At 33.9% G+C, this 23,423-nt stretch carries 22 protein-coding genes; 15 read left to right on the top strand and 7 right to left on the bottom strand.

The genetic code is table 11. The annotated features are described in order from the left end of the window. Window positions 1-145 precede the first annotated feature (145 nt). A complete protein-coding gene (locus OLM57_RS02550) occupies window positions 146-436 on the bottom strand; it encodes an HU family DNA-binding protein (protein ID WP_016989051.1) in 291 nt (96 codons plus the stop codon). Window positions 437-569: 133 nt separating this feature from the next. On the opposite strand from OLM57_RS02550, the gene mutY reads away from it, so the two are divergent. The 5 genes from mutY (at window position 570) to gldD (ending at window position 5,379) form a co-directional block, all read left to right on the top strand. Continuing rightward, window positions 570-1,607 carry an A/G-specific adenine glycosylase gene (gene mutY / locus OLM57_RS02545; RefSeq protein WP_264566942.1) on the top strand — a complete coding sequence of 346 codons (1,038 nt, stop codon included), beginning with the start codon at window positions 570-572 and terminating at the stop codon, window positions 1,605-1,607. 97 nt (window positions 1,608-1,704) lie between these two features. Beyond that, entirely contained in the window at window positions 1,705-2,874 is a 1,170-nt protein-coding gene (locus tag OLM57_RS02540; RefSeq protein ID WP_264565670.1) for a hypothetical protein, read from the top strand. 138 nt (window positions 2,875-3,012) lie between these two features. Beyond that, the gene (locus tag OLM57_RS02535) at window positions 3,013-3,453 is read left to right on the top strand and encodes a single-stranded DNA-binding protein (RefSeq protein WP_264565669.1); all 441 of its coding nucleotides are present in this window, start codon (window positions 3,013-3,015) and stop codon (window positions 3,451-3,453) included. A 23-nt stretch (window positions 3,454-3,476) separates the two neighbouring features. Continuing rightward, the gene (locus OLM57_RS02530; RefSeq protein WP_264565668.1) at window positions 3,477-4,772 is read left to right on the top strand and encodes a gliding motility-associated protein GldE; all 1,296 of its coding nucleotides are present in this window, start codon (window positions 3,477-3,479) and stop codon (window positions 4,770-4,772) included. Window positions 4,773-4,815: 43 nt separating this feature from the next. Beyond that, the gene (gene gldD, locus OLM57_RS02525; protein WP_264565667.1) at window positions 4,816-5,379 is read left to right on the top strand and encodes a gliding motility lipoprotein GldD; all 564 of its coding nucleotides are present in this window, start codon (window positions 4,816-4,818) and stop codon (window positions 5,377-5,379) included. 87 nt (window positions 5,380-5,466) lie between these two features. On the opposite strand, the gene OLM57_RS02520 is transcribed toward gldD, so the two are convergent. Further along, window positions 5,467-5,847 (bottom strand): heavy-metal-associated domain-containing protein, encoded by a 381-nt coding sequence (locus OLM57_RS02520; RefSeq protein WP_264565666.1) that lies wholly within the window; start codon window positions 5,845-5,847, stop codon window positions 5,467-5,469. 108 nt (window positions 5,848-5,955) lie between these two features. Between OLM57_RS02520 and OLM57_RS02515 the strand changes: the two genes are divergently transcribed. Next, window positions 5,956-6,822 carry a DMT family transporter gene (locus tag OLM57_RS02515; protein WP_264565665.1) on the top strand — a complete coding sequence of 289 codons (867 nt, stop codon included), beginning with the start codon at window positions 5,956-5,958 and terminating at the stop codon, window positions 6,820-6,822. Window positions 6,823-7,003: 181 nt separating this feature from the next. On the opposite strand, the gene OLM57_RS02510 is transcribed toward OLM57_RS02515, so the two are convergent. Then, complete coding sequence (locus OLM57_RS02510) at window positions 7,004-8,353, bottom strand: M16 family metallopeptidase (protein ID WP_264565664.1); 1,350 nt, start codon at window positions 8,351-8,353, stop codon at window positions 7,004-7,006. Window positions 8,354-8,411: 58 nt separating this feature from the next. Then, window positions 8,412-9,710 carry a M16 family metallopeptidase gene (locus OLM57_RS02505; protein WP_264566941.1) on the bottom strand — a complete coding sequence of 433 codons (1,299 nt, stop codon included), beginning with the start codon at window positions 9,708-9,710 and terminating at the stop codon, window positions 8,412-8,414. Window positions 9,711-9,963: 253 nt separating this feature from the next. Between OLM57_RS02505 and rplU the strand changes: the two genes are divergently transcribed. Both rplU and rpmA read left to right on the top strand, forming a co-directional pair. Next, window positions 9,964-10,398 (top strand): 50S ribosomal protein L21, encoded by a 435-nt coding sequence (gene rplU, locus OLM57_RS02500; RefSeq protein ID WP_264565663.1) that lies wholly within the window; start codon window positions 9,964-9,966, stop codon window positions 10,396-10,398. A 23-nt stretch (window positions 10,399-10,421) separates the two neighbouring features. After that, entirely contained in the window at window positions 10,422-10,682 is a 261-nt protein-coding gene (gene rpmA / locus OLM57_RS02495) for a 50S ribosomal protein L27 (RefSeq protein WP_116761547.1), read from the top strand. A gap of 50 nt (window positions 10,683-10,732) precedes the next feature. On the opposite strand, the gene OLM57_RS02490 is transcribed toward rpmA, so the two are convergent. The 3 genes from OLM57_RS02490 to ahcY all read right to left on the bottom strand — a co-directional run bounded on the left by OLM57_RS02490 (window position 10,733) and on the right by ahcY (window position 16,076). Next, window positions 10,733-12,004, bottom strand: a complete 1,272-nt coding sequence (locus tag OLM57_RS02490) for a PQQ-dependent sugar dehydrogenase (RefSeq protein ID WP_264565662.1) — start codon at window positions 12,002-12,004, stop codon at window positions 10,733-10,735. A gap of 121 nt (window positions 12,005-12,125) precedes the next feature. Then, on the bottom strand, window positions 12,126-14,444 hold the full coding sequence (locus OLM57_RS02485) for a patatin-like phospholipase family protein (RefSeq protein ID WP_264565661.1): 2,319 nt from the start codon (window positions 14,442-14,444) through the stop codon (window positions 12,126-12,128). A 315-nt stretch (window positions 14,445-14,759) separates the two neighbouring features. Further along, complete coding sequence (gene ahcY / locus OLM57_RS02480) at window positions 14,760-16,076, bottom strand: adenosylhomocysteinase (RefSeq protein ID WP_264565660.1); 1,317 nt, start codon at window positions 16,074-16,076, stop codon at window positions 14,760-14,762. A gap of 279 nt (window positions 16,077-16,355) precedes the next feature. On the opposite strand from ahcY, the gene OLM57_RS02475 reads away from it, so the two are divergent. From OLM57_RS02475 to OLM57_RS02445, 7 genes are all read left to right on the top strand, one after another. Next, entirely contained in the window at window positions 16,356-17,132 is a 777-nt protein-coding gene (locus OLM57_RS02475; protein WP_264565659.1) for a hypothetical protein, read from the top strand. Then, the gene (locus OLM57_RS02470; protein ID WP_264565658.1) at window positions 17,133-18,221 is read left to right on the top strand and encodes a glycosyltransferase; all 1,089 of its coding nucleotides are present in this window, start codon (window positions 17,133-17,135) and stop codon (window positions 18,219-18,221) included. Between the two features lie 105 nt (window positions 18,222-18,326). Continuing rightward, window positions 18,327-19,127 (top strand): lipid II flippase Amj family protein, encoded by an 801-nt coding sequence (locus tag OLM57_RS02465; protein WP_264565657.1) that lies wholly within the window; start codon window positions 18,327-18,329, stop codon window positions 19,125-19,127. A 102-nt stretch (window positions 19,128-19,229) separates the two neighbouring features. Beyond that, window positions 19,230-19,886, top strand: coding sequence for a 4'-phosphopantetheinyl transferase family protein (locus tag OLM57_RS02460; protein WP_264565656.1), 657 nt, complete (start codon window positions 19,230-19,232; stop codon window positions 19,884-19,886). 56 nt (window positions 19,887-19,942) lie between these two features. Next, a complete protein-coding gene (locus tag OLM57_RS02455) occupies window positions 19,943-20,653 on the top strand; it encodes a geranylgeranylglyceryl/heptaprenylglyceryl phosphate synthase (RefSeq protein ID WP_264565655.1) in 711 nt (236 codons plus the stop codon). Between the two features lie 59 nt (window positions 20,654-20,712). Then, a complete protein-coding gene (gene pnuC / locus OLM57_RS02450) occupies window positions 20,713-21,348 on the top strand; it encodes a nicotinamide riboside transporter PnuC (RefSeq protein ID WP_264565654.1) in 636 nt (211 codons plus the stop codon). Then, window positions 21,297-23,423, top strand: a complete 2,127-nt coding sequence (locus OLM57_RS02445) for a DUF4301 family protein (protein ID WP_264565653.1) — start codon at window positions 21,297-21,299, stop codon at window positions 23,421-23,423. Before pnuC ends, OLM57_RS02445 begins: the two co-directional genes overlap by 52 nt.

Below are 23,423 nucleotides of genomic sequence, written 5' to 3'. Positions count from 1 at the left end.
AAAGAAAAAAGTAGTTTAAAACTACTTTTTCTTTTTGTGACGGTTAGCTCTCGCTCTTTTTTTACGTTTGTGAGTCGCTACCTTATGTCTCTTTCTTTTTTTACCACTTGGCATATCTTATAGATTTTATGATTAATTAATAGTGTTATTTTGCTTCGTTGTTAATCTTTACTCCCTCTACAAAAACTTTTGCCGGTTTAAAAGCAGGTATGTTGTGTGCAGGAATCTTAATTGTGGTATTTTTTGAGATATTTCTTCCTGTTTTTTCAGCTCTTGTTTTTACAATAAAACTTCCAAAACCTCTTAAGTAAACATTGTCACCAGTTTCTAGTGAGTTTTTTACTTCGTTCATAAAAGTTTCAACGGTTGCTTGCACATCCCCTTTTTCAAGACCTAATTTTTCCGAAATTTTTGCTACGATATCTGCTTTCGTCATTTTCTTTCCTTTTTATTATGTTGTAATGATTTTTTTGAGTTTGCAAATATATGAATTTAAAAAACAATAAATCAACCTAATTCGTTAAATTTTAATTACATAAACAATTACTTTTGTTTTCTAATATTTTATGATGAAATTTTCTAACACGCTAATTAAGTGGTATTTACAAAATAAACGCGATTTGCCTTGGCGTAAAACAACCGATCCATACCCTATTTGGCTCTCCGAAATTATGCTTCAGCAAACAAGAGTGGCTCAAGGAACACCTTATTTTTTGTCTTTTACAGCAGCTTTTCCGACTGTTTTTGATTTGGCAGACGCCAACGAAGAACAAGTCTTAAAACTTTGGCAGGGATTGGGTTATTATTCCCGTGCCCGTAATTTGCACAAAACCGCCCAAACGGTGGCTTATCAATCGGAAGGCATTTTCCCCAATAATTATTCCGATTTACTAAAATTAAAAGGAATTGGTGAGTACACTGCCGCCGCTATTGCTTCCTTCTCCTATAATGAATGTGTTCCCGTGGTCGACGGAAATGTGTTTCGAGTGCTCTCGCGTTATTTTGACATAGAAACCGATATTGCTCAAGCTTCAGCCAAAAAAGAATTCGCCGCTTTGGCTTTTGAGTTAATGCCAAAAAATAACCCGGCACAATTCAATCAAGCCATAATGGAGTTTGGCGCACTGCAATGCGTGCCCAAAAGCCCCAATTGTACTGTCTGTGTATTCAACAGCAGTTGTGCGGCGCTGCAAAAAAAGAAGGTCGACCAATTGCCCGTAAAATCAAAAAAAACAAAAGTCCGAAACCGTTACTTTAATTATATAGTTGTTGAAGATGATTTGGGGAACACTATTATTCAAAAGCGTACTGCCAAAGGAATCTGGCACAATCTCTATGAATTCCCATTGCTCGAAACCGAAAAAGTCGAGGATTTTGATACTGTAGCCCGACAAATACAGCAGCAATTTTTTCAGGAAAATGAAATTGCGAGTCTATTAGAATATAATGAACAAAGTATTATTCACAAACTTTCGCACCAACATTTACACATTAAATTCTGGAAAGTAAGTATAAAAGGTAGCATTGAGAATGGAATCGACCTCAAAACTGCCAAAACATTCCCATTTCCAATCGTGATACATAATTTTATAGAAGAGAAATTATAAAAATTGATTTTGCATGTAAAATTGTTAAATATTAATTAAACCGCTTTGTTTACTAAGTAGGATATTTCTATCTTTCGTTCATAAAAACTATTTTACTTTGAAAAAAATCATACTTCTTTTAAGCCTACATATTGGATTGCTATCATTTGCACAAACCAATCCTTTAATTGTTCCTGCCAATGTCGTTTTGCCAAAAGATACTTTGGTTGCTAAACAATTGGTTAAATCATTGAATGGCTTTTTGAGTCAAAAAGAAAGTCCAAACAAGGAGAATGTTTTTGTATTGAAAGAAGATTTGCTGGAAACTTCAATCCTTTTGGACGAAATGAAAGGAATCGAGAAAAGCGCCAAATTCAAAGACGATAATTTCTATAAAGGTTATTTGACCAATGTGGTTCAAATAGACAAAAGCAATTTTATAATTCAGCTATCATATATAGGAGTGAATGAAAACACACCAGTTTTAAACGCCAGTTTTGAGATTTTGGGCAAATACATTGATGACAAATTCTATTTCTTCTCTCCTTTGCAACGCAACACTCTTTCTTGGCAAACCAAAAAAATAGGGAATTGTACTTTTCATTTCAAAAATGAATTAAATACCAAAGTCGCTGCAGCGTATGTAAAAGATGTCGCTCTTTTTGATAAAAAACTAAATGCTCCGCAAGACAATATTGTTTGGTATGGTTGTAATGATATGCCAGAAGTCATGCAAAACATAGGCGTTTTGTATAAATTAGAATACAATGGGCGTTCCGTTAGTACTATTAATGCCAATGAAAACAGTACCACTTTATTGGTCAATGGTACTTACAACACTAGTTTCAATAGTTTTGATCCGCACGATTTATGGCACGAAAGGACCAGAAATGCCATTCCAAAAAACACAATAAACAAACCCGTTGATGAAGGCTGTGCTTATCTTTACGGAGGAAGCTGGGGAATCAGCTGGTCGCAAATCCTGAAAACATTCAAAGAAAAAGTAGCTTCCAACCCCAAATCCGATTGGTTGAGCTTGTACGATGGTTTTTATAATTTTGGCGAAAGCAAAGAAAAGCATTTAATCGTTGCATATGTTATTAATGCCTTGATTGTCGAGAAAATAGAAAAAGAAAAAGGATTCCCAGCAGTAATTGAATTGCTAAGTTGTGGCAAATACGAAAAAAGCAATGATAACTATTTTAAGGTACTCGAAAAGGTATCGGGAATCAACAAAGCCAATTTCAATGAAAGTGTTTGGGCTTTAATCAAAAAAAGTGGGAAGTAGTTTTTTTTAAGAATGGTAATCTGAAATTTGTGTCAAAAGTAATTTAGTGAAATAGAATTGGACAAGAATTATTTATAGAAATCCTATAAAAAATGTTTTCAAAAAATAATGTACCTTTGATAGAAATACCACCAAATCATGAACGGAACATTAAATAAAGTGATGCTAATAGGCCATCTTGGCGACGATGTCAAAATGCATTATTTTGACGGAGGAAACTGCATCGGGAGATTTCAATTGGCTACCAATGAAGTGTACGTCAATAAAACCACCAATGAGAAAATTACTTCTACCGAGTGGCACAATTTGGTTGTGCGCAACAAAGCTGCCGAAATTTGCGAAAAATACCTTTCAAAGGGAGATAAGATTTATGTGGAAGGCCGTATCAAATCCAGACAATGGCAAGCCGAAGATGGTTCTACCAAGCATACAATGGAAATTCAAGTGACAGAGTTTACTTTTTTGACCACAAAAAAAGAAACGGAAAGCAATAAATCTGCAAATAGTGTTGAATCCACAAAAAACACTAACTTTGACCCTCAAAATAAAGACTTGCCAATCAATGATTTGCCGTTTTAATTGTTTAACTAATTTATTATAATTTGGACCCAGAGCCCAGTTTAGAGATTGCATACCTTATAGACACTGATTTAGTCTTTGGTTTTATTGGAATATTTGTATTGTTGTTTTGTTCCGCAATAGTATCAGGTGCCGAAGTAGCCCTTTTTTCATTATCCCAAAAAGAAATTGACGATACTATTCAAGTAGATGGTTCAAAAGGAAAAATTATTGCTCAACTTATTGAGAGACCCAAAAAACTGCTTGCCACACTTCTCGTTGCTAATAATTTTATAAATATTGGCGTAGTAATTTTATTTTCTTTCGTTGGTAAAGATTTATTTGAAGCTATAACATCACCTATTCTAAAATTTATTACCGAAGTGATATTAGTCACTTTTTTGTTATTGCTTTTTGGTGAAGTTTTGCCAAAAGTATACGCCAGCAGGAACAACATAAAGTTTGCCAAGTTGGTGGCTTACCCTATCTCAGTATTAGACAAAATTTTGTCTCCGGTAAGTTTACCGATGCGTTCGGTAACTATTTTTTTGCAAAATAAATTAGGGAAACAAAAAACGAATTTCTCAGTAGATCAATTATCGCAAGCATTAGGATTGACTGATGCCGGCGAAACTTCTACTGAAGAACAAAAAATATTGGAGGGGATTGTCTCTTTTGGAAATACCGATACTAAGCAAGTAATGAGTCCAAGAATTGATATTTTTGCTTTGGAAATTACTGAAACTTTCGAGGAAATTTACCTCAAAATAATAGACAAGGGGTTTTCGAGAATACCGGTATATAGAGACAATATTGATCAAATTGAAGGCGTTTTGTTTGTAAAGGATTTATTGCCTTATATAAATGATTTTACATTTGATTGGAAAACATTAATGCGTGAACCCTTTTTTGTCCCAGAGAACAAGAAATTGGACAATTTGCTAAATGATTTTCAAAGCATGAAAAGTCATTTGGCTATCGTTGTCGATGAGTATGGCGGAACGTCAGGTTTGGTGTCACTCGAAGATATTATTGAAGAAATAGTGGGCGAAATCAGTGATGAATTTGATGACGAACCATTGAACTTTTCTAAAATAGACGATAAAAATTATATTTTCGAAGGGAAAATAAACCTAAAGGATTTTTACAGGATCATTGACGTAGACGAAAGTTTATTTGAAGATAAAAAAGGAGAAGCCGAAACCTTGGCTGGTTTTATTCTCGAAATTTTGGGTAATTTTCCAAAAAAAGGCCAGAAAATTGTTTTTGAAAACTGTACGTTTGTCATCGAATCTGTAGATCAAAAACGAGTCAAACAAATTAAAGTAACGATTGAATAATTCTATCATAGCTGCGAGAATAGAATATTAAAATTAAACGAATATGCTTAAAAAAATTACTGCCATAATTGTCCTTTTTACCTTCTTCTTTACTCTGTTTGGATGTAAAAATGATGTGTTGCCAAAACCATCCAGTTATTTGCGATTGGACTATCCGGAAGCAGAATATGTGAATTATGCAGGGCATTGTCCTTTTGCTTTCGAAATGAATTCCAAGGCAATTATCAAAGAAGACAAAGATTGTGGATTTACGATTACCTACCCAAAAATGAAAGCCACTATTTACCTAACGTATAAGCCAGTAAATAACAATATTAATAAATTGTTGAGGGACGCCCAAAAATTGACGTATGAACATGTTATCAAAGCGGATGATATTCTGGAGCAGCCGTTTTTGAACCCAGATAAAAAAGTGTATGGAATGTTTTATCAAGTGGATGGAAATGCGGCAACCAATTCTCAATTTTACGCCACAGACAGCATTAAACACTTTGTTACGGGTTCGGTTTATTTCTATGCAAAACCCAATTTTGATTCTATTATGCCAGCAGCGAGTTATATCAAAAACGATATGCAGCGGTTAATGGAAACGTTGAAATGGAAATAAAATTTATTATCTAGTATCAGCATTCAATAGTACAAAAAAAAAGCATTCGTCAACGACGAATGCTTTTTTTGTGATAACCAAGTCGGCTTACGACTTCATGTCTGAAACTTTGTATGTTTTTCCGTCGCCGGTAGCTTGAACGACTTTGGTTAAGCTTTCCGGAGTTTGAACGGTTTTGTCAAAAGTTACGGTAGCCAGTTTTTTGTCAAAATCTACTTTGGCTGTTTGCACACCGTCTAGTGCTGTCAGTTCTTCTTGAATTGTTGCGGCACAACCTATGGCGCAAGTCATTCCTTCTATTTTGAAGCTTGCTGTTTGCAAATTGGCTGCAGCAATTTCTTTTTTAACTTTTGGTGCTGCAGTTTCTGTTGAAGCAGTTTCTGTTTTCACTTCGGTTTTGTTGTCTTTGCAGCTTGCAAAAAGTAAACCCGAAAGTGCTACAATTGCGATTGATTTTGTGAAATTCATTATGATATAATTTTAATTGATTTAGTTTCTTGTAATTGGCTGCAAAATTAATAAAAAAAGCAGCGGTAGTTTCTAAAATTATTACAATTTTGCATCAAAATAAGATTTATGATGACAAAGCAGTTGAAGTGGGTTTATTTGTTGGTACTTGCCTTAATTTGGGGAAGTTCATTTATATTGATCAAAAAAGGATTGGTTGGATTGACGGCTTATCAGTTGGGTTCTTTACGTATTATTTTTGCGGCTGTTTTTTTGCTTCTGATTGGTTATAAGAGCTTGATTAAAATCCCGCATCATCAATGGAAATATATTGCATTGACTTCGCTTTTCGGAACGTTTGTTCCCGCTTATCTTTTTGCCATTGCCGAAACCCAGATTGACAGCTCGATTACCGCGATTTTAAATTCATTGACACCTTTGAATACCTTGATTTTGGGTGCGGCATTTTTTGGGATAACTTTCAGGAGAAGTCAGATTTGGGGTGTAATTATTGGTCTTTTGGGAAGTATGCTTTTGGTTTTTAACGGTGCTGTTAATCATCCCGAACAAAATTATTATTATGCAATTTTGGTTCTGATTGCATCTATTTGTTATGCCATAAATGTGAATTTAATAAAAAAATATCTGTCTGATTTGACTCCTTTGAGCATTACTACAGGAAATTTTTTAATCTTACTTTTTCCAGCTTTGGGAATTTTGTTTTTCACCGATTTTTTTGATGTGGTCTATGTCGAAAAAGTGCAACATTCTCTTTTATTTATATTGATTTTAGGAGTTGTGGGAACTGGAATCGCCAATGTAATTTTCTTTAAATTGATTCAAATTTCATCGCCCGTTTTTGCGACATCGGTTACCTATTTAATTCCAATTGTTGCTTTCTTTTGGGGATTGTTGGACAATGAAATGCTCACTTTTGTCCAGTTTATAGGTGCTTTTGTGATTTTGATGGGCGTATATTTGTCTGCTAAAAAATAGTTTTCCAATTAGTAGTTAAGATCTTGTGTTCCCTGAAGCTGCGTGAGGGATAGGAATAAGCTACCAAAGTAGCATGGATAGCCCGACCCTGTTGAGGAAAGCGGCTGTATAAACGGTGCTATAAGTAAGCCGCTTTTCTTAACGGGGGCACGCCCAAAGAAAGGCGGTTAATTTATTTTAACTATAAGGGATTTCCATAAGTATCGAAATTGAATATCGGAATTTTTAGTTTTTCCAGTTCTGGGGCAATTTCAGATGCTTTGCCTACAATTACAATTCGGATATTGTCAATTAAGAAATACTTCTTGGCCGTACGCAATATGTCATCGGCTGTCACGTCACTTATAGTTTGAATGTATTTCTCGTAAAAATCGGCTGGAAGTTTTTCGGTTTCGATATTTAAGGCATAACGGGCTACAGCTTGTGGTTTTTCGACCTGCATTACAAATCGGCCAATGTAACCTGCTTTTACGGTTTGGAGTACTTCTTCCGTTACTTTTTCGGTTCTTATTCTTATGATTTCTTTGACAAATTCAACTACTGCGCTATGGGTTACGGCGTTTCTTACGGCCGATTTTGCGAAGAATTTGGTGGTATGTTTTCCTGCTCCCACGTTTGATCTAGCGCCATAGGTCCACGCATTTTTTTCTCGCAAATTCATGTTCAGGTAACTGTTGAAATCGCCTCCCAGAATTTGATTGGCAATTACAGCCGGAAAAAAGTCAGGATCTCCCATTTTTAAATTTACGGTATTGACCAATGTGATTTCCGATTGGACCGCATTGGGCACATCGACTAAGTTGATTTGTCGGTTAGGCACATTTATCGGCGTATCGTAAGATGTTTTTAGGGTATTTTTCTTTTCCCAAGTGCCAAACAATTTTTCTACAGCGACTTTTACATTGTTGAATTTGACATCGCCAACAATTACCAAATAAGCATTTTCCGGAACGAAATAGTTGTGGTAATTGGCTTCGACATCGGCAAGGGTGATGTTGTTTAATGTTGCTTCGGTCATAAACTCTCCCGAAGGATGGTTTTTGCCATAAGCCAAAACATCGACAACGCGACTGGCAATTCCGGGAACACTTTTTTCTTCGGCTTTTAATCCTTCTATTAATTTGGCTTTTTCTTTGTCGAAATCGTCTTGGGTAAAATTTGGATGTAAGGTTCCTTCTGTAAGTAGCTCCAGAACTCTTCCGCTGTATTTGGAAAGCGAATTGGCGGTAGCGCCATGGGAACTGAAATTTATTTCTACCCCATAAAAGTCGATTTCTTCATTGAATACTGTTTTTGATGTTTTCTTACTGCCGTTACCAATTAAGTTACTTGTTAATTCGTCGACTCCTTTTTTATTGCCTTCAATAAAAGGGGCGTTGTCTAAAGTTAGGTTGAAAGATACTCTTGGTAATTTATGATTTTCTACAACCAATACTTTTAGACCATTGGCCAGAACAAAGGTTTGCGGTTTTTTGATATTGACTATAGGTGATTTTCCGGGTTTGGGTTGCGTGCGGTCTTGTGCTTGCATAATTCCTGTTATAATGATAGGATGAATATTGTGCTTTTATGATATTGGTTTCTCTAAATTATTGGCTTTTACCAGGTATGTAATCCAAAAGTAAACGTTGATTAGGATTTAGATATTTTTTGGCGACTTCCCTTATTTCTTCTCTTGTTATAGAATGGTACAGTTCAATTTCGGTGTTTATTAGATTTATATTGTTGTAAAGAAGGTAATACGATGCCAGATTATTGGCAATTCCTTCTATGGTCGCATTGGTGTTTACGAAATTGTTGTCAAACTTGTTTTGTAGTTTTTGATAGTCATTTTCAGAAATCAATTCGGTTTGGATTTTTGCTATTTCTTCGTCGATTTCTTCCAGAATGTCGGTGGTACTGCAATTATCCATTGGCAAAGCGTATACGATGTACATTCCGTAATCTTCCTGACTAAAAGCTAAAGCGCCAATTTGTAACGCCATTTTTCTATCGTCTACTATTTTTTTGTATAATTTAGAACTTTTTCCATCGCTTAGGTATGAAGAAATTAAGTCCAGTACTCTTGCATCTCTACTTTTCATAGATGGCGTACGGTAACTGGCAATCAACATCGGGATTTGGATATTGGGATCTTCATAGGTAGCTTTGATGGTTTTGGAGATAGGTTCTTCTATATAGGTTTTTTTGGGTGCTATTTCTCCTTTAGGAATTGGACCAAAGTATTTTTGAATCCATTCTTTGGTTTGTTTTTTTTCGAAATCACCGGCAACTACCAAAACAGCATTATTGGGCAAATAGAATTTTTTGTTGAATGCCTGAAATTCTTCAAGAGTAGCGGCATCTAGATCTTTCATAGAACCAATTGTTGTCCAACGATAGGGATGATTTTTGAATAGGTTTTCTTTTACGGCTTTCAAAATATTACCATAAGGACGGTTGTCGTAACTTGTTCTTTTTTCTTCCTTGACAACTTCGTTTTGGGTATCAACCCCAATTTTATTAATTATAGGATGCATTAATCTTTCGGATTCCATCCAAAGTCCCAATTCTAAATTGTTAGAAGGGAATATTTCGTAATAATAGGTTCTGTCGTCGGTAGTGTTGGCGTTATTTGTACCTCCATTTGAAGTTACAATTTTAAACCATTCACCTCTCTTGATGTTTTTGGTGCCTTCAAACAATAGGTGTTCGAAAAAGTGTGCAAAACCGGTACGGTCTGGGTTTTCGTCTTTGGCACCGACATGATACATGACCGAAGTGATTACAACAGGAACAGAAGCATCATGGTGTAAAATAACGTGTAAGCCGTTGTTTAAATCATATTCCTCGAAAATTACTTTTTGAGCCGAAGCTACTCCTCCAAGCATTAATGCAGCACTTGACATCATTATTTGTTTTATTATTGGTAATTATTTTGTGTTTTTGCTGTAGCAAAAATACCTTTTTTTATCCTGCATAAAGTAAGCAAATTCAGCATTGGGAATATATTAACGTTATTTTATTTTGGATTGGTAACTATTTCAAAAATAGGATGAAATAGGCCTAGAAAAGGCTTTAAAATATTTTTTTAGTAAAGGATTGCAGGGTAAATATTTAATTGTATATTTGCAACCTTAAAAATTATTAAAACAATTCAGTATGTATGCAATCGTAGAGATAGCAGGGCAACAGTTTAAAGTTAGCAAAGACCTAAAGGTTTACGTTCACCGTTTAACAAATGAAGAAGGATCAAAAGTTTCTTTTGACAAAGTTTATTTAGTTGACGATAACGGTTCAATCACAATAGGCGCCCCAGCTATAGAAGGTGCTTCAGTAGAAGCTAAAGTGTTACAACACTTAAAAGGAGATAAAGTAATCGTTTTCAAAAAGAAAAGAAGAAAAGGTTACAAAAAGAGAAACGGTCACAGACAATATCTTACTCAAATTGTAATTGAAGGTATTACTATTGGCGGAACTGTAAAGAAAGCAGCTGCTAAAAAAGCGGTTGTTGCCGAAGCTACTACAGAAGAAGTAGAAGCAGCTCCAAAAGTAAAAAAAGCTCCAAAGGCTAAAAAAGAAGCTACACAAGAATAATAACAAAATAAAACTAATACGTCATGGCTCACAAGAAAGGTGTCGGTAGTTCTAAGAATGGTAGAGAATCAGAATCAAAACGTTTAGGCGTTAAGATTTTTGGTGGTCAAGCTGCTATTGCTGGGAACATCATCGTAAGACAAAGAGGTTCAAAACATAATCCAGGTGAAAACGTTTACATTAGTAAAGATCATACTTTACATGCAAGAGTTGATGGTGTTGTTTTCTTCCAAAAGAAAAAAGATAATAAATCTTATGTTTCTATACTTCCATTCGAAGCATAATCATAAAGATTTTATAGAATTGAAAACCCGTTTCGAAAGAATCGGGTTTTTTATTTTGTATATGTTACCCGCCAAATTGTATTGCTTTTGTCGTCTGTAATTAATAGGTCTCCTTCGGGTGTGACAATCACACATACCGGTCTTCCATGAACGATATCCTTCTCAGGATCTACTATGAATCCCGTTAGGAATTCTTCGGATTTGCCGGATGGTTTTCCATCCTTAAAAGGAACAAATATCACTCGATAACCAGATATTTTTTTTCGATTCCATGATCCGTGTTGCGCTATAAAGGCACCATTTTTATATTTTTCAGGAAAGGATGTTCCGGTGTAAAATGCCAATCCAAGGGATGCTGTATGTGCACCAAGCGGAAAATCGGGAACGATGGTTTTTTTTACTAGTTCGGGTTTCATTTCTGTTACTCTTACATCTTCATGTTGGCCAAAATAAGCGTAAGGCCAACCGTAAAAAGCATTTTCTTTAACCGAAGTAAGATAATCCGGAACGAGATCGTCTCCCAGTCCATCTCGCTCGTTTACTACTGTCCAGAGTGTTTTGGTTTCAGGTGCCCAGTCCATTCCAACTGGATTGCGAAGTCCGGCTGCAAAAACTTTTAAATCTGAACCATCGGGATTTATTTCTAAGATATTAGCACGAAGGAGTTCGTTTGCAATTCCGTTTTCGGCTATGTTCGAACCAGAGCCCACAGCAACATAAATTTTAGAGTTGTCACTATTAGCAATAATGTTTCGAGACCAGTGCCTGTTGTGTTTACCAGCGGGGAGATCAACAATTTTTTCTCCTTTTCCCGTTATTTTGGTTTGCCCAGCTTTGTATGGATAACGCAATATCGCGTTGGTATTGGCGACATAAAACCAATCGCCGATTACCAACATCCCAAAAGGCTGGTTAAGACCTTCTGAAAGAAAAGTTTCTCTTAGATCGAGAATTCCATCTTTATTACTGTCTCGAAGTAAAGTAATAATATTGGCGCTGTGTTTCAGATTATTGGATCTCCAAACACCTTTCAACGTTGCTCCAATTTGTTTGAGAAAACTGTAATTAGAATTGCTTTGGGCAACGAGTATATCGCCGTTTGGAGTAACATACAGCCAACGTGGATTTTGAAAACCATCTGCGTATTTTGTTACTGTAAATCCTAGAGGTGCAACTGGGGTTTCTCCATCTTTCCATCCTATTACTTTGGAATAATTGCCATTGGATTTGGTCGGTGAGCCAAGGGAATCTTTTGGAACCGAGACTTGGGCTGTGCCTAAGTAAGTTGAAAATAGCAGGAATAAGAATAATATATTTTTCATAATTATTTAATATATAAACACTTATGAATTTAATAAAGAGTTCTGCTATTCTTACATCATTATTTTAGAATTAATTTGTATAATTATTGTATTTCAAAATAGTCTAAATATCGAAGTTGAACTAGTTTGATGGGTTAAACAATAGTCCGATACTGAAAAACACTCGTGCTTTATCAAGTTGATTTACCCACGACACATCAAAATTTATTGGGCCCAAAATGGAAAGGTATGATGCAGCGCCTCCGGCAGACATCAATAAACTTGTTTGGGTATGATTTTGCCAATCCCCATCTGGATGAAAAGCGTTTTTAATGTATTCATTGAAATTATCAAATCCTACTGTTGCTATGTTGAAGTGAGGTGTTAAGTAGATTTTACTAAGAGGATTTAATTGTAAACCAAGTTCTACTTCCATTACCTGGGTAACATTCAATTCATCTTCATTTAGACCCGGAAAAGTAAAACTATCTCCACCTGGACTTTGTATGATGCCTCCCAAAAAATATTTAGCACCATAACCATAATCGGAAAATGAAACTTGATTGGCTTTTAATTTTTCTTCAAAAATAAAATTGGCATTAACGCCTACAAATCCTGTTATGCTTTTTTTAATTTCAAATCTTTTTTCATAATCCAATCCCATTTTATAAAAAGCATTGGTTGGTCCATTTATATTTAACGCTGGATCAGAATATACTAAATTGGCATCCGTGTATAGCGATCTATTTATATTAGCTTCTAAGCTATACCCTTTTGTGGCAAAAAAAACTCTGTTCATGTCATTGAATAGATAATGCACATTTAGTTCTACATCTTTGAAATGGTAACTGCTTAAATAGACATTGTTATTGCCTGCTGAGTTATATTTAGGCAACAGCTCAGTATATTGGTAGTTTAGCGAGACACCCACATAGCTTTTAAGCGAATTAATATTTCGATTGAATTCATTGTTAAATTCAACAGTATTGAAAAGCAGATTATTTGCAGATTTTCCATTGAGATATATTTCTTGATTTAAGAATGCTCCATAAATTTCAGAACCCCACCACCATTCTTTTTGTTTTCCAAAATTACTCTGGTAATCAATTCTAAATCGCGGTTGCTCTGCAATATCAAGCGTAATTAGCGATCGGGATGAAGTGCCCAGTATGTTTCGTCCCGTGTAATTAAGTATTAGTCCAACGCCTCTGTAGGTATCATAGTGTAGAGATGCATTTAGTTGATTTTTAGCATGCTCAAATCCGTTCAATATCAGTCCGATTTTATCACCGTCTTTTATAAAATAACTGTAGGTAATCTGGTTAAAAAGGTTGGTTCCCATGGCTCTATTAATGCCTTCTACCAAGTCTTTGGTTGTGTATATTGCGTGGTCTTTCAGGTTTGTTCTCGCAATTACAAGACTCAAATTTTCCTTACTTATGTTTTTGTAAACTATGGTGTCTATCAGAAATTCATTTTTGACTTTTGGCAGTTTATGGATTCTTTGTTCGTATCCATTTAATTTTTTTGCCAAAGCGGTTAATGCATCCATATTAAGTTTTGTTGCAATTTTACCATCATCATAGATTTCTGCACTTTTTGCAAAATCACTGGTAGAGTATCTTAGGTTTGGTAGATGGTCAACTAATATTGTACAAAGTTTTCTATTGTCGGGATCTTTTATATTGCTTGGCAACATACTGGTTTGAAGCAAAACAGTTATTAGATTATTTAATTTATCTGCGGGCTCCATTCCACCTCCAACATCACTTCCAATAATAATGTCAGCTCCCATTTTTAGGGCGACATCAGTTGGAAAGTTATTCATTACTCCACCATCTACCAGCAATGTTTTTTCATACGACATTGGTTTGAAGATTGCTGGCAAGGACATGCTTGCTCTCATAGCATAAGCTAGACTACCTTTACTCAGGACCACTTCTTTCCCCTCTACTAAATCGGTAGCCATTGCTCTAAAGGGTATGGATAGATTATCAAAATCCTTTATATTATAAACAGGAAAGGTTAATTCTGATAAATATTCTCTTAAGTTTTGATCGTTTAATAATGAACTCAAACTAGTTGGTTTTCCATTATTTATATCTATTCCTACCAAATATCTTTCAAATTCACTTTTTTCTTCGACACTTACATTTTTTAAAGAAATACTCCCGCCGAGAACTTTTTCCCAATCAATACTTTTCGTTATTTTTTCTATGCTATCACCGGAATACCCCATAGCATATAGCCCTCCAATTACACTTCCCATACTGTTTCCAACGATAAGATCGGGAACAATATGCAAAGAGTCTAATGCTTGTAATAAAGGAATATGTGCAACTCCTTTGGCACCGCCACCACTCAATACCAAAACAACCTTTGGTTTTTTGTCTTGGGCAAAAATAATTTGTGGAACTACCAATAAAAAGAATAGAAGTGCTAAGGGTAGGTTTTTTTTCAAAGCTCTAATGTTTTCTGGGTTGACGAATTAGAATAATTGCAACTATATGTTTTGCAGTTTTACTCTATAATTACGACTAAGATATTGAAAATACTTAATTAATTGTTAAAACAATGAGATAAATATTTAAAATGAAGAAAATTAACAGCTCTGAAGCATTCATATTATTAAGCATTTATGGTTTTAGAATACTGAACGATGCTTATTTCATCATATAGAGATATCTTGTAAAACAAAAAAACCCTTACATCTCTGCAAGGGTTTGTCTATTTAGAATTTTAGCTAATCACTATTTACTAATGATCATTCACTAAATTAGTATCTGTAATATTCTGGTTTGAATGGACCATCAACTTCAACTCCAATATAAGCTGCTTGATCGTCACGTAAAACTTCCAATTCCACTCCTAATTTTGCAAGGTGTAAGAAGGCTACTTTTTCATCCAAGTGTTTTGGTAACATATACACGTCATTGTTGTATGCCGCGCTGTTTTTCCACAATTCGATTTGAGCCAAAGTCTGGTTTGTAAATGAGTTGCTCATTACAAAACTTGGGTGTCCTGTAGCACAACCTAAGTTTACCAAACGCCCTTCTGCCAAAATGATGATGTCTTTTCCAGCAATAGTATATTTGTCAACTTGAGGTTTGATTTCGATTTTTGAGGCGCCGTGATTTTTATTCAACCAAGCCATATCAATTTCGTTGTCAAAGTGGCCGATGTTACAAACGATAGTTTTATCTTTCATTTGTTCGAAATGAGAACCCAAAACGATGTCTTTATTTCCGGTAGTTGTAATAATGATATCAGCATTAGCAACAACTGAGTTTAATTTTTTAACTTCAAAACCATCCATTGCAGCTTGTAAAGCACAAATTGGGTCAATTTCAGTTACTGTTACAATAGATCCAGCACCTCTAAAAGAAGCAGCAGTACCTTTTCCAACATCGCCATATCCACAAACGATTACTCTTTTTCCTGCCAACATGATATCAGTAGCACGACGAACCGCATCAACTGCAGATTCTTTACATCCGTATTTGTTATCGAATTTTGATTTAGTAACCGAGTCATTTACGTTAATTGCAGGCATTGGTAATGTTCCCGCTTTTACTCTTTCGTATAATCTGTGAACTCCTGTTGTAGTTTCTTCAGACAATCCTTTGATTCCTGCAACCAATTCTGGGTAACGGTCAATAACCATGTTTGTCAAATCTCCACCGTCATCAAGAATCATGTTCAATGGTTTTCGGTCTTCACCAAAGAATAATGTTTGCTCAATACACCAGTCAAAATCCACTTCGTTCAACCCTTTCCAAGCATAAACCTGAATTCCAGCAGCAGCAATTGCAGCAGCAGCTTGATCCTGAGTTGAGAAAATGTTACAAGAACTCCAAGTCACTTCAGCACCAAGAGCGATCAATGTTTCAATCAAAACCGCAGTTTGAATCGTCATGTGCAAACATCCAGCAATACGAGCGCCAGCAAGTGGTTGTTCGTCTTTGTATTCTGCACGTAGCGCCATTAAACCTGGCATTTCAGCTTCTGCTAGTTCAATTTCTTTTCTTCCCCATGCTGCTAGAGAAATGTCTTTTACTTTGAAAGCCACAAAAGGCATAGTCGTTGTACTCATTTATAGTATATTTGTATTGTAAAGTTTTTTGCAAATTTAGGGAATAAGTTTAGAAATAAACTAATTTATGCGAGATTTGTGAATTGTTTAATGTCTTAATCTTTTGAACATTAGATAAATATTTTTTTTTGGAGCTAATCCCGTTATTAGTTGCAATCTTTTTTATTCTATTTGAGTTTGTAAAATATAATTTGATGCAAAAATTGCGTAAAAATTAATATTCACAACCTTTCGCTGTAAAGCACAGAAAACATCGGTCAAATTATTCAATATCTAAATATGAAATCTAAAACAGCATTAATAATTGGTCATCCTGGACATGAATTAAGAGCATATGCATTCATAAAAAAATATAAGCCAGATGTATTTATTTTAACGGATGGTTCAGGATCTAATAAATCTTCCAGGATACATCAATCTATAAAATTATTAAATTCACTAGGTGCGAAATTTCAGGATTCAATAAAAATATTTACGGATAAAGAATTATATAATATGGTTTTAGAACAAAATTTGTCTGAAATTTTAGAATATATGAATAGTCTTAAAGATATCATTATTAAAAATGATTATGAAGTAATAGTTGGAGATGCTCTAGAGGGGTTCAATCCAACCCATGACATTTGCAGGTATTTGATAAACGGAATTATTTCAGACATTTCAGTTAATTATAATTCGAAAACAATATTAAATTATGATTTTGTACTGAATTCAGCACCAAATAATATTTCACTTGATAATAATATTGGAGGATTGTCTTTAAAACTTTCTGATGAAGAGTTTCAAATGAAATTTGATGCGGCAATTGGTTATCCAGAATTGAAATACGAAGTTGAATTAGCAATTGAGAAATATGGCAAAGAAGTTTTTTTGTGGGAATCTTTTGGGAAGGTATCAGATCTTAATCAAATATCAAATTGGGGAACTGCAAAACCTTATTATGAAACATTTGGTGAGAAAAGGGTAAATGAAGGGTCTTATTCAAGAATAATAACATTCGAAAATCATATCAAACCTATTGCTGAATTATGTCTGGGCATTAATAATTCAATATAAATGAATATTTTAATCACAAATATTGTTGTTTTTGAGTACACAGGAACAGAAACATATGTAAAAGAGTTGGCAATTGAGCTCACAAATAGAGGTCATTCAGTAGAAATTTTTACATTCTTTAAAGGAAAATTAGCGCAAGAATTAATTGAAAAAGGAATTAATGTTACTTCCGATTTAAGACAATTGAAATTAACTCCCGATATTATTCATGCTCATCACAATATAGCTGCTCTTAAAGTACTAAGTTTTTTTAAATTTACTCCAGTTGTTTATTTTATTCACGATCGAACTTCAGCATTCGATTATCCTTTTCGTCATAAAAATATTCTGAAATATATTGCTGTTGACTACAATTGCAAAGAAAGGTATTGCATTGAAAATGGTTTTAAAGAAAAAGATATTGAAGTTGTTTATAATTGGGCAAATGTTGATCGATTTCGATTGAAACAAAAAATAAATTCTCATCCAAAAAAGGCATTAGTATTTTCTAATTATTTGGATGAAAATAATATTTATCCAGAAATAAAAGAAGCATGTGTTGAGCTGGGGATTGAAATTGAAATAATTGGTTCTTTAAGCGGTAATCCTTGTACAAAGCCCGAACAAATTCTCTCAAAATATGATTTGGTATTTGCAAAAGCAAAAGCCGCAATAGAGGCAATGGCTACCGGAGCAGCTGTCATAGTTTGTGATTATAGAGGATTAGGCGGTATGGTTACAAGTTCGAATGTGAAACATTTTAGAGATTTTAATTTTGGAATGAAATTGATGTCAAAAGAACCCACAAAAAATAATTTGATTGAAGAGATTAAGAAATATGACTCTTCAGAGATAATTAAAGTTTCAGAATATATTATTAAAGAATCAGATTTTCTTTCCGTTGTCAGTCGTTTAGAGGTAATTTACACAGAGCTAATCCTAGAATTTAAAAATGAGAAAAGAGGGAATTACAATTCGACATTTTTCAGGAATATATTTATTTATAAGGTTGTATTAAGAAGTTTAATTTTGACACAAATTAGATTACGATGCCCTAAATTATTTATTTTTTTGAGATCAGTTTTTAAAAAATTTAAAAGAAATTTTTAATTTGTTTATTTTTAATGTAGTGATTACTTAGGCATTTTAATAAATGCAATCAATAAGTCAGAGGTTGAAACATTTGTGTAATTTTTATTTTTTTATTTAATATATATGACTGTCAATATTTTATTAGTTTGCGTTCTAACTTCAATAATTCATTTTATAGGGATTATTAGTTTATCGGCCAAGATTGTTGGGACACGAACCAAACGTATTGCATCTTCCGCTTCCATATTCAATATAATTATTATTATATCGCAATTTTCAAACACCATACAAGCCCCATTACTGACCAAAACTATTGAAAATAGTATTAATTTAGGAAATTTGCCGAATGATTTAATGTTTAGAAGCATTATTTTTTCTGCTACAATTGGAAGTATTGTTGGAGGACTGTTTATACCGACAATTCATAGGTTTATGGAAAAAGGTGTAAATGCATTATATAATAATCGTTCTGTTTTTGTTGTAGTAATAAAATCATTGAGTTTGTCTACAATCATTCATTTCAAGAAAAGCTTTACAATTCCTAAAAAAAATAATTTTTATCGCTTAAAAAAATACAGAGACATATATATAGAGTTAGTTTTGCTGAATGTTGTTGTATATGCTTTTATTACGGTAAGTGTGCTTTCCTGTTTGTATGCGGGTTATTTGAATCCAAATTTACGGACTACTTGCTTATCAATGAGCGGTGTTGCGGTTAGCTTAGGTTCTATAGGGATGATGTTATTTATAGAACCTTATCACGCAACATTAACAGATAAAGTTATTGATGGTTCTGTTACGGAATCATTTTTTAGAAGACATCTCACTTTTGTTATTGTTGCTAGGATCTTTGGAACAATTCTGGGACAATTTATTTTTATTCCCTTAGCGTGGGTAATTGTAAAATTAGCTGAATTGTTATAGATAAGAAGACAGTAAAATAATAATAAGATAACTAAAAGATGTTGATATGAATTAGTAGTTAATTTACGCTTTTTTTGATTATTAAAATAAAGAATAAATGCAATGCCATTATACAAAACCATACTCTTAAACCCATCAACCAGAATCTTGGTTTGGGAAATAACCGAATCCTATCAACAGCTTTTCGACGCAGTGGTACTTAACGAAAACAATACAATTCGATTGAACTACATGAAGTCCGAAATGCACCAACGTGCTTTTCTCAGTGTTCGTAAACTCTTCCAGGAAGCGGGTTATTCGGATTTTGATTTGTATTATGACGAATTCGGAAAACCACATTTGCATGATGGCAAACATATTTCAATTACACATTCCCATCAATTTTCGGCCATTATTCTAAGTGATGAAGTGGTTGGAATAGATATAGAATTGCAACGGGAAAAAATCATACGTATCGCCGATAAATTTACTGACACTGAGTTTTCCTATTTGAACGCTAATCATAAAGAGGAATACATACGAAAACTGACTGTAATTTGGGGTGCCAAAGAAGCTATTTTTAAAATTAGAAATGAAAAGGGTATTAGTTTCAAAGATCATATTAAAGTAGGCGTTTTTGAAATAAACGATAAGTATACCAAAACCGAACTTCACTTCGATGATATAATCAAAGATTTTAATGTGTGCTTTGAGGAATTCGAATCAAACGACAATAATGGTTTGAAACAAAATTTTACTCTTGTTTATGCTTTTGAATAATAAAAAAATAATTTTAAATCTTTGCGTAGCTTTGCTTCCTCTCTGTGAATATGCCTATGATGAATATTTATAATGCTATACTTCAGGCCAAAACTGAAAACCGAAAATTACTTGCCATACTCCTCGATCCTGATAAGATTGTTTGGAAAAACTTGGAACATTTAATTTCAAAAATCAATCAATCTCCCGCAACCCACATTTTCATTGGCGGAAGCCATGTGCAAAATAATATTCTAAACGATTTGATTATTAGATTAAAACAAAAAATAAATTTGCCAATTGTCCTTTTTCCAGGAAACCCATCCCAAATTTCAGCAAAGGCAGATGCGATTTTGTTTCTATCCTTAATCTCAGGAAGAAATCCGGATTATTTGATAAAACATCAAGTAGATGCAGTGCCGATTTTAAAGAAAACCCAACTCGAAATTATTTCAACAGGTTATATGCTCATTGAAAGTGGTAGTGAAACGGCGGTAGCCAGAGTGAGTAATACCAAGCCATTGAATAGAAATAATAACGATTATGCGATGCATACTGCCCAAGCAGGCGAAATGTTAGGTCATAAGCTCATTTATCTTGAAGCGGGAAGCGGTGCAAAACAAGCTGTGCCACTAGAAATGATAAAAAAAGTTTCAGAAAATATCGAAATTCCACTAATTGTTGGTGGGGGAATTATAGATTTGCAAAGCATTCAAAAAGCATACGAAGCTGGAGCCGATTTAGTTGTAATTGGAACCGCTTTTGAAAAGGATATAAATTTTTTTTGAGTCTAAAGCAATCTAAAATCTATCCCGATAGCTATCGGGACATAAATCTATAATTATACATGTTCGACTATTTTTTTGCCCAATACAAAGGTTACCCAATTCACGAGGTCTACTTGGAACTTATTGCCGTTTTTTTTGGACTTTGGAGCGTTTGGTGTGCAAAAAAAGATAATATTTGGGTTTTTCCAACGGGACTAATTAGTACTTTAATATATGCTTATTTGCTTTGGCAATGGAGTTTGTTAGGGGATTCGATGATTAATGTGTATTATTTCATAATGAGTATTTACGGATGGTATCATTGGACACGTAAAAAAGGAGATGTAGATGAATTTCCAATTTCTGTAATGATAAATAAAGAAAAAGTAATGGCTATCATTATTTTTGTAGTAACAATCATTTTTGTAATTGCAGTATATCTTTATTTTAATAAATTTACAAACTGGTATTCGTACTTAGACACTTTTTTGACTGCTATATTTTTTGTTGGAATGTGGTTGATGGCTAAAAGAAAAATCGAAAATTGGATTTTTTGGATTATAGGAGATTTGCTTTCGATACCTCTTTATTTTGCAAAAGGATATACCTTTACGAGTTTTCAATATATAGTATTTACAATTATTGCCGTTTATGGCTATTTAGAATGGAAGAAAATCTTGAACAGCTCGCAAAATCTGGAGCATCACCAATTATAAAAATCGCCATTTTTGGACCGGAATCTACCGGAAAAACTACTTTGGCTACACAACTAGCCGAATATTACAAAACGGTTTGGGTTCCCGAATTTGCACGTGATTATCTGCAAGAAAAATTGGATAGCGGTCGCGGTATTTGTGATATTGACGATATGTTGCCAATTGCTTATGGACAAACCAAACTAGAAAACGGAAGTGCCTTAATTGCCAATAAATATCTTTTTTGCGATACCAATCTTCTTGTTACAAAGGTGTTCTCTGAGTTGTATTATAATTTCTGTGATTCTTTATTGGATAAAGCAGCTCGTGCCCATCAATATGATTTATTTTTCTTAACGGATATTGATGTACCATGGGAAGACGATGGTTTGAGAGATAGCCCAGACGGGAGAGAAACGGTTTTTGAAGTGTTTAAGCAATCTTTGATTGACAATAAAAAACCATTTATAACCATTTCTGGGAATAAGGAAACTCGACTAAAGAAAGCAGTCGCCATCATAGGAGATTTGACAATGGCTTTGCAAATGGGTTTTTCATCACTTGATTTTTTACAAATTTATGAGCACGGTATTCCATTAGAAAATTTAAAAGACCAACTTAGGATTTATAACGAAGGTATTCTGAAAAGTGTTTTGGTCAGCCCCGCAACATTGAATCATGGAATAGTGCAACTATCCAATGCTGATTTTGAACAAAAAGCAGCTTATTTTGATGCTAATAAATCAAAATTTAAATTAGAGAAATTTGTTCCAGCTTCGGGTGCAGCTTCTAGAATGTTTAAATTTTTGACTGCTTTTTTGAATGAATTTAATTTCGGAAACGAAAGCATTAATGCCTATATCAATAGAAAAAAAGATACTGAACTGTCTCTTTTTATTATAGGGATGGATAGATTTCCTTTTTTTGAAGAAGTATATACAAAGTTGAAAGAAATATATCCAAATTTTGATGCTTTAGACAGAGACTATAAAAATTATTATTTTATAAAATTATTATTGTCACCTGATTATTTTGACTTTGCTAATAAGCCAAAAGCAGTACTTCCATTTCATAAATATCCATTAAATATAGTAACTCCTATTGAAGAACATTTGCATGAATGTGCTTTTTATGCGGCTTCAAACAATAAGTCGAAACTGCATTTCACGGTTTCGGAAAATCACCAAACACAATTTGAGAATATCGTTACATCTGAAAAAGGTAAGATTGAGAAAAAATCAAATTCAACAATTGAAATAAGTTATTCGTATCAAAATAAAAAAACGGATACTATTGCAGTAGATTTGAACAATAAACCATTTAGAAATGAAAATGGAAATCTGGTTTTAAGACCTGGAGGGCACGGAGCTTTGATAGAAAATCTAAATAATCTTGACTCTGACATCGTCTTTATTAAAAATATAGATAATGTAATTCAAAATAAAATCCAGCGTAACTCATTTTATAAAAAAGCTTTGGGAGGCTTTTTAATTGAGATTCAGAAAAAACTTTTTGTATATCTAGATGCATTGGATAATCCGGAATTTGATTCGGAAAGTATTGATGAAATTTTAGATTTTCTTAAAGAGAAATTAAGCATAAAGATGACACCGGATTTTCACAAATTCAAATTGAAGAACCAAATCAATAAATTAAAAGAAATATTAGACAAACCCATTCGAGTTTGTGGAATGGTGAAAAACGAAGGAGAACCGGGTGGAGGACCATTTTGGGTAAGAGCATCAGATGGCAGGTTGACGTTACAGATTGTTGAAACTTTGCAAATTGATTTAAACAACACCGAGCAGTTAAAAATACTGGCTAGTGCCACCCATTTTAATCCTGTTGATTTGGTTTGTGGATTGAAAAATTACCAAGGAGTGAAATTTGATTTAAAACAGTTTATTGATCCAAATAGTGGTTTTATTGTTCATAAAAACAATGCAGGAATCGAACTGAAATCATACGAATTGCCAGGTTTGTGGAATGGCGCTATGGCCAATTGGCTAACTGTTTTTGTAGAGGTTCCTTTGTTTACATTCAACCCAGTAAAAACTGTAAATGATTTATTAAAACAAGCACACCAACCTTTATAA

It is taken from the genome of Flavobacterium sp. N3904, from assembly GCF_025947305.1.
In the GTDB taxonomy this organism is placed as follows: Bacteria; Bacteroidota; Bacteroidia; order Flavobacteriales; family Flavobacteriaceae; genus Flavobacterium.
This window is presented reverse-complemented; position numbering and strand designations above follow the sequence as displayed.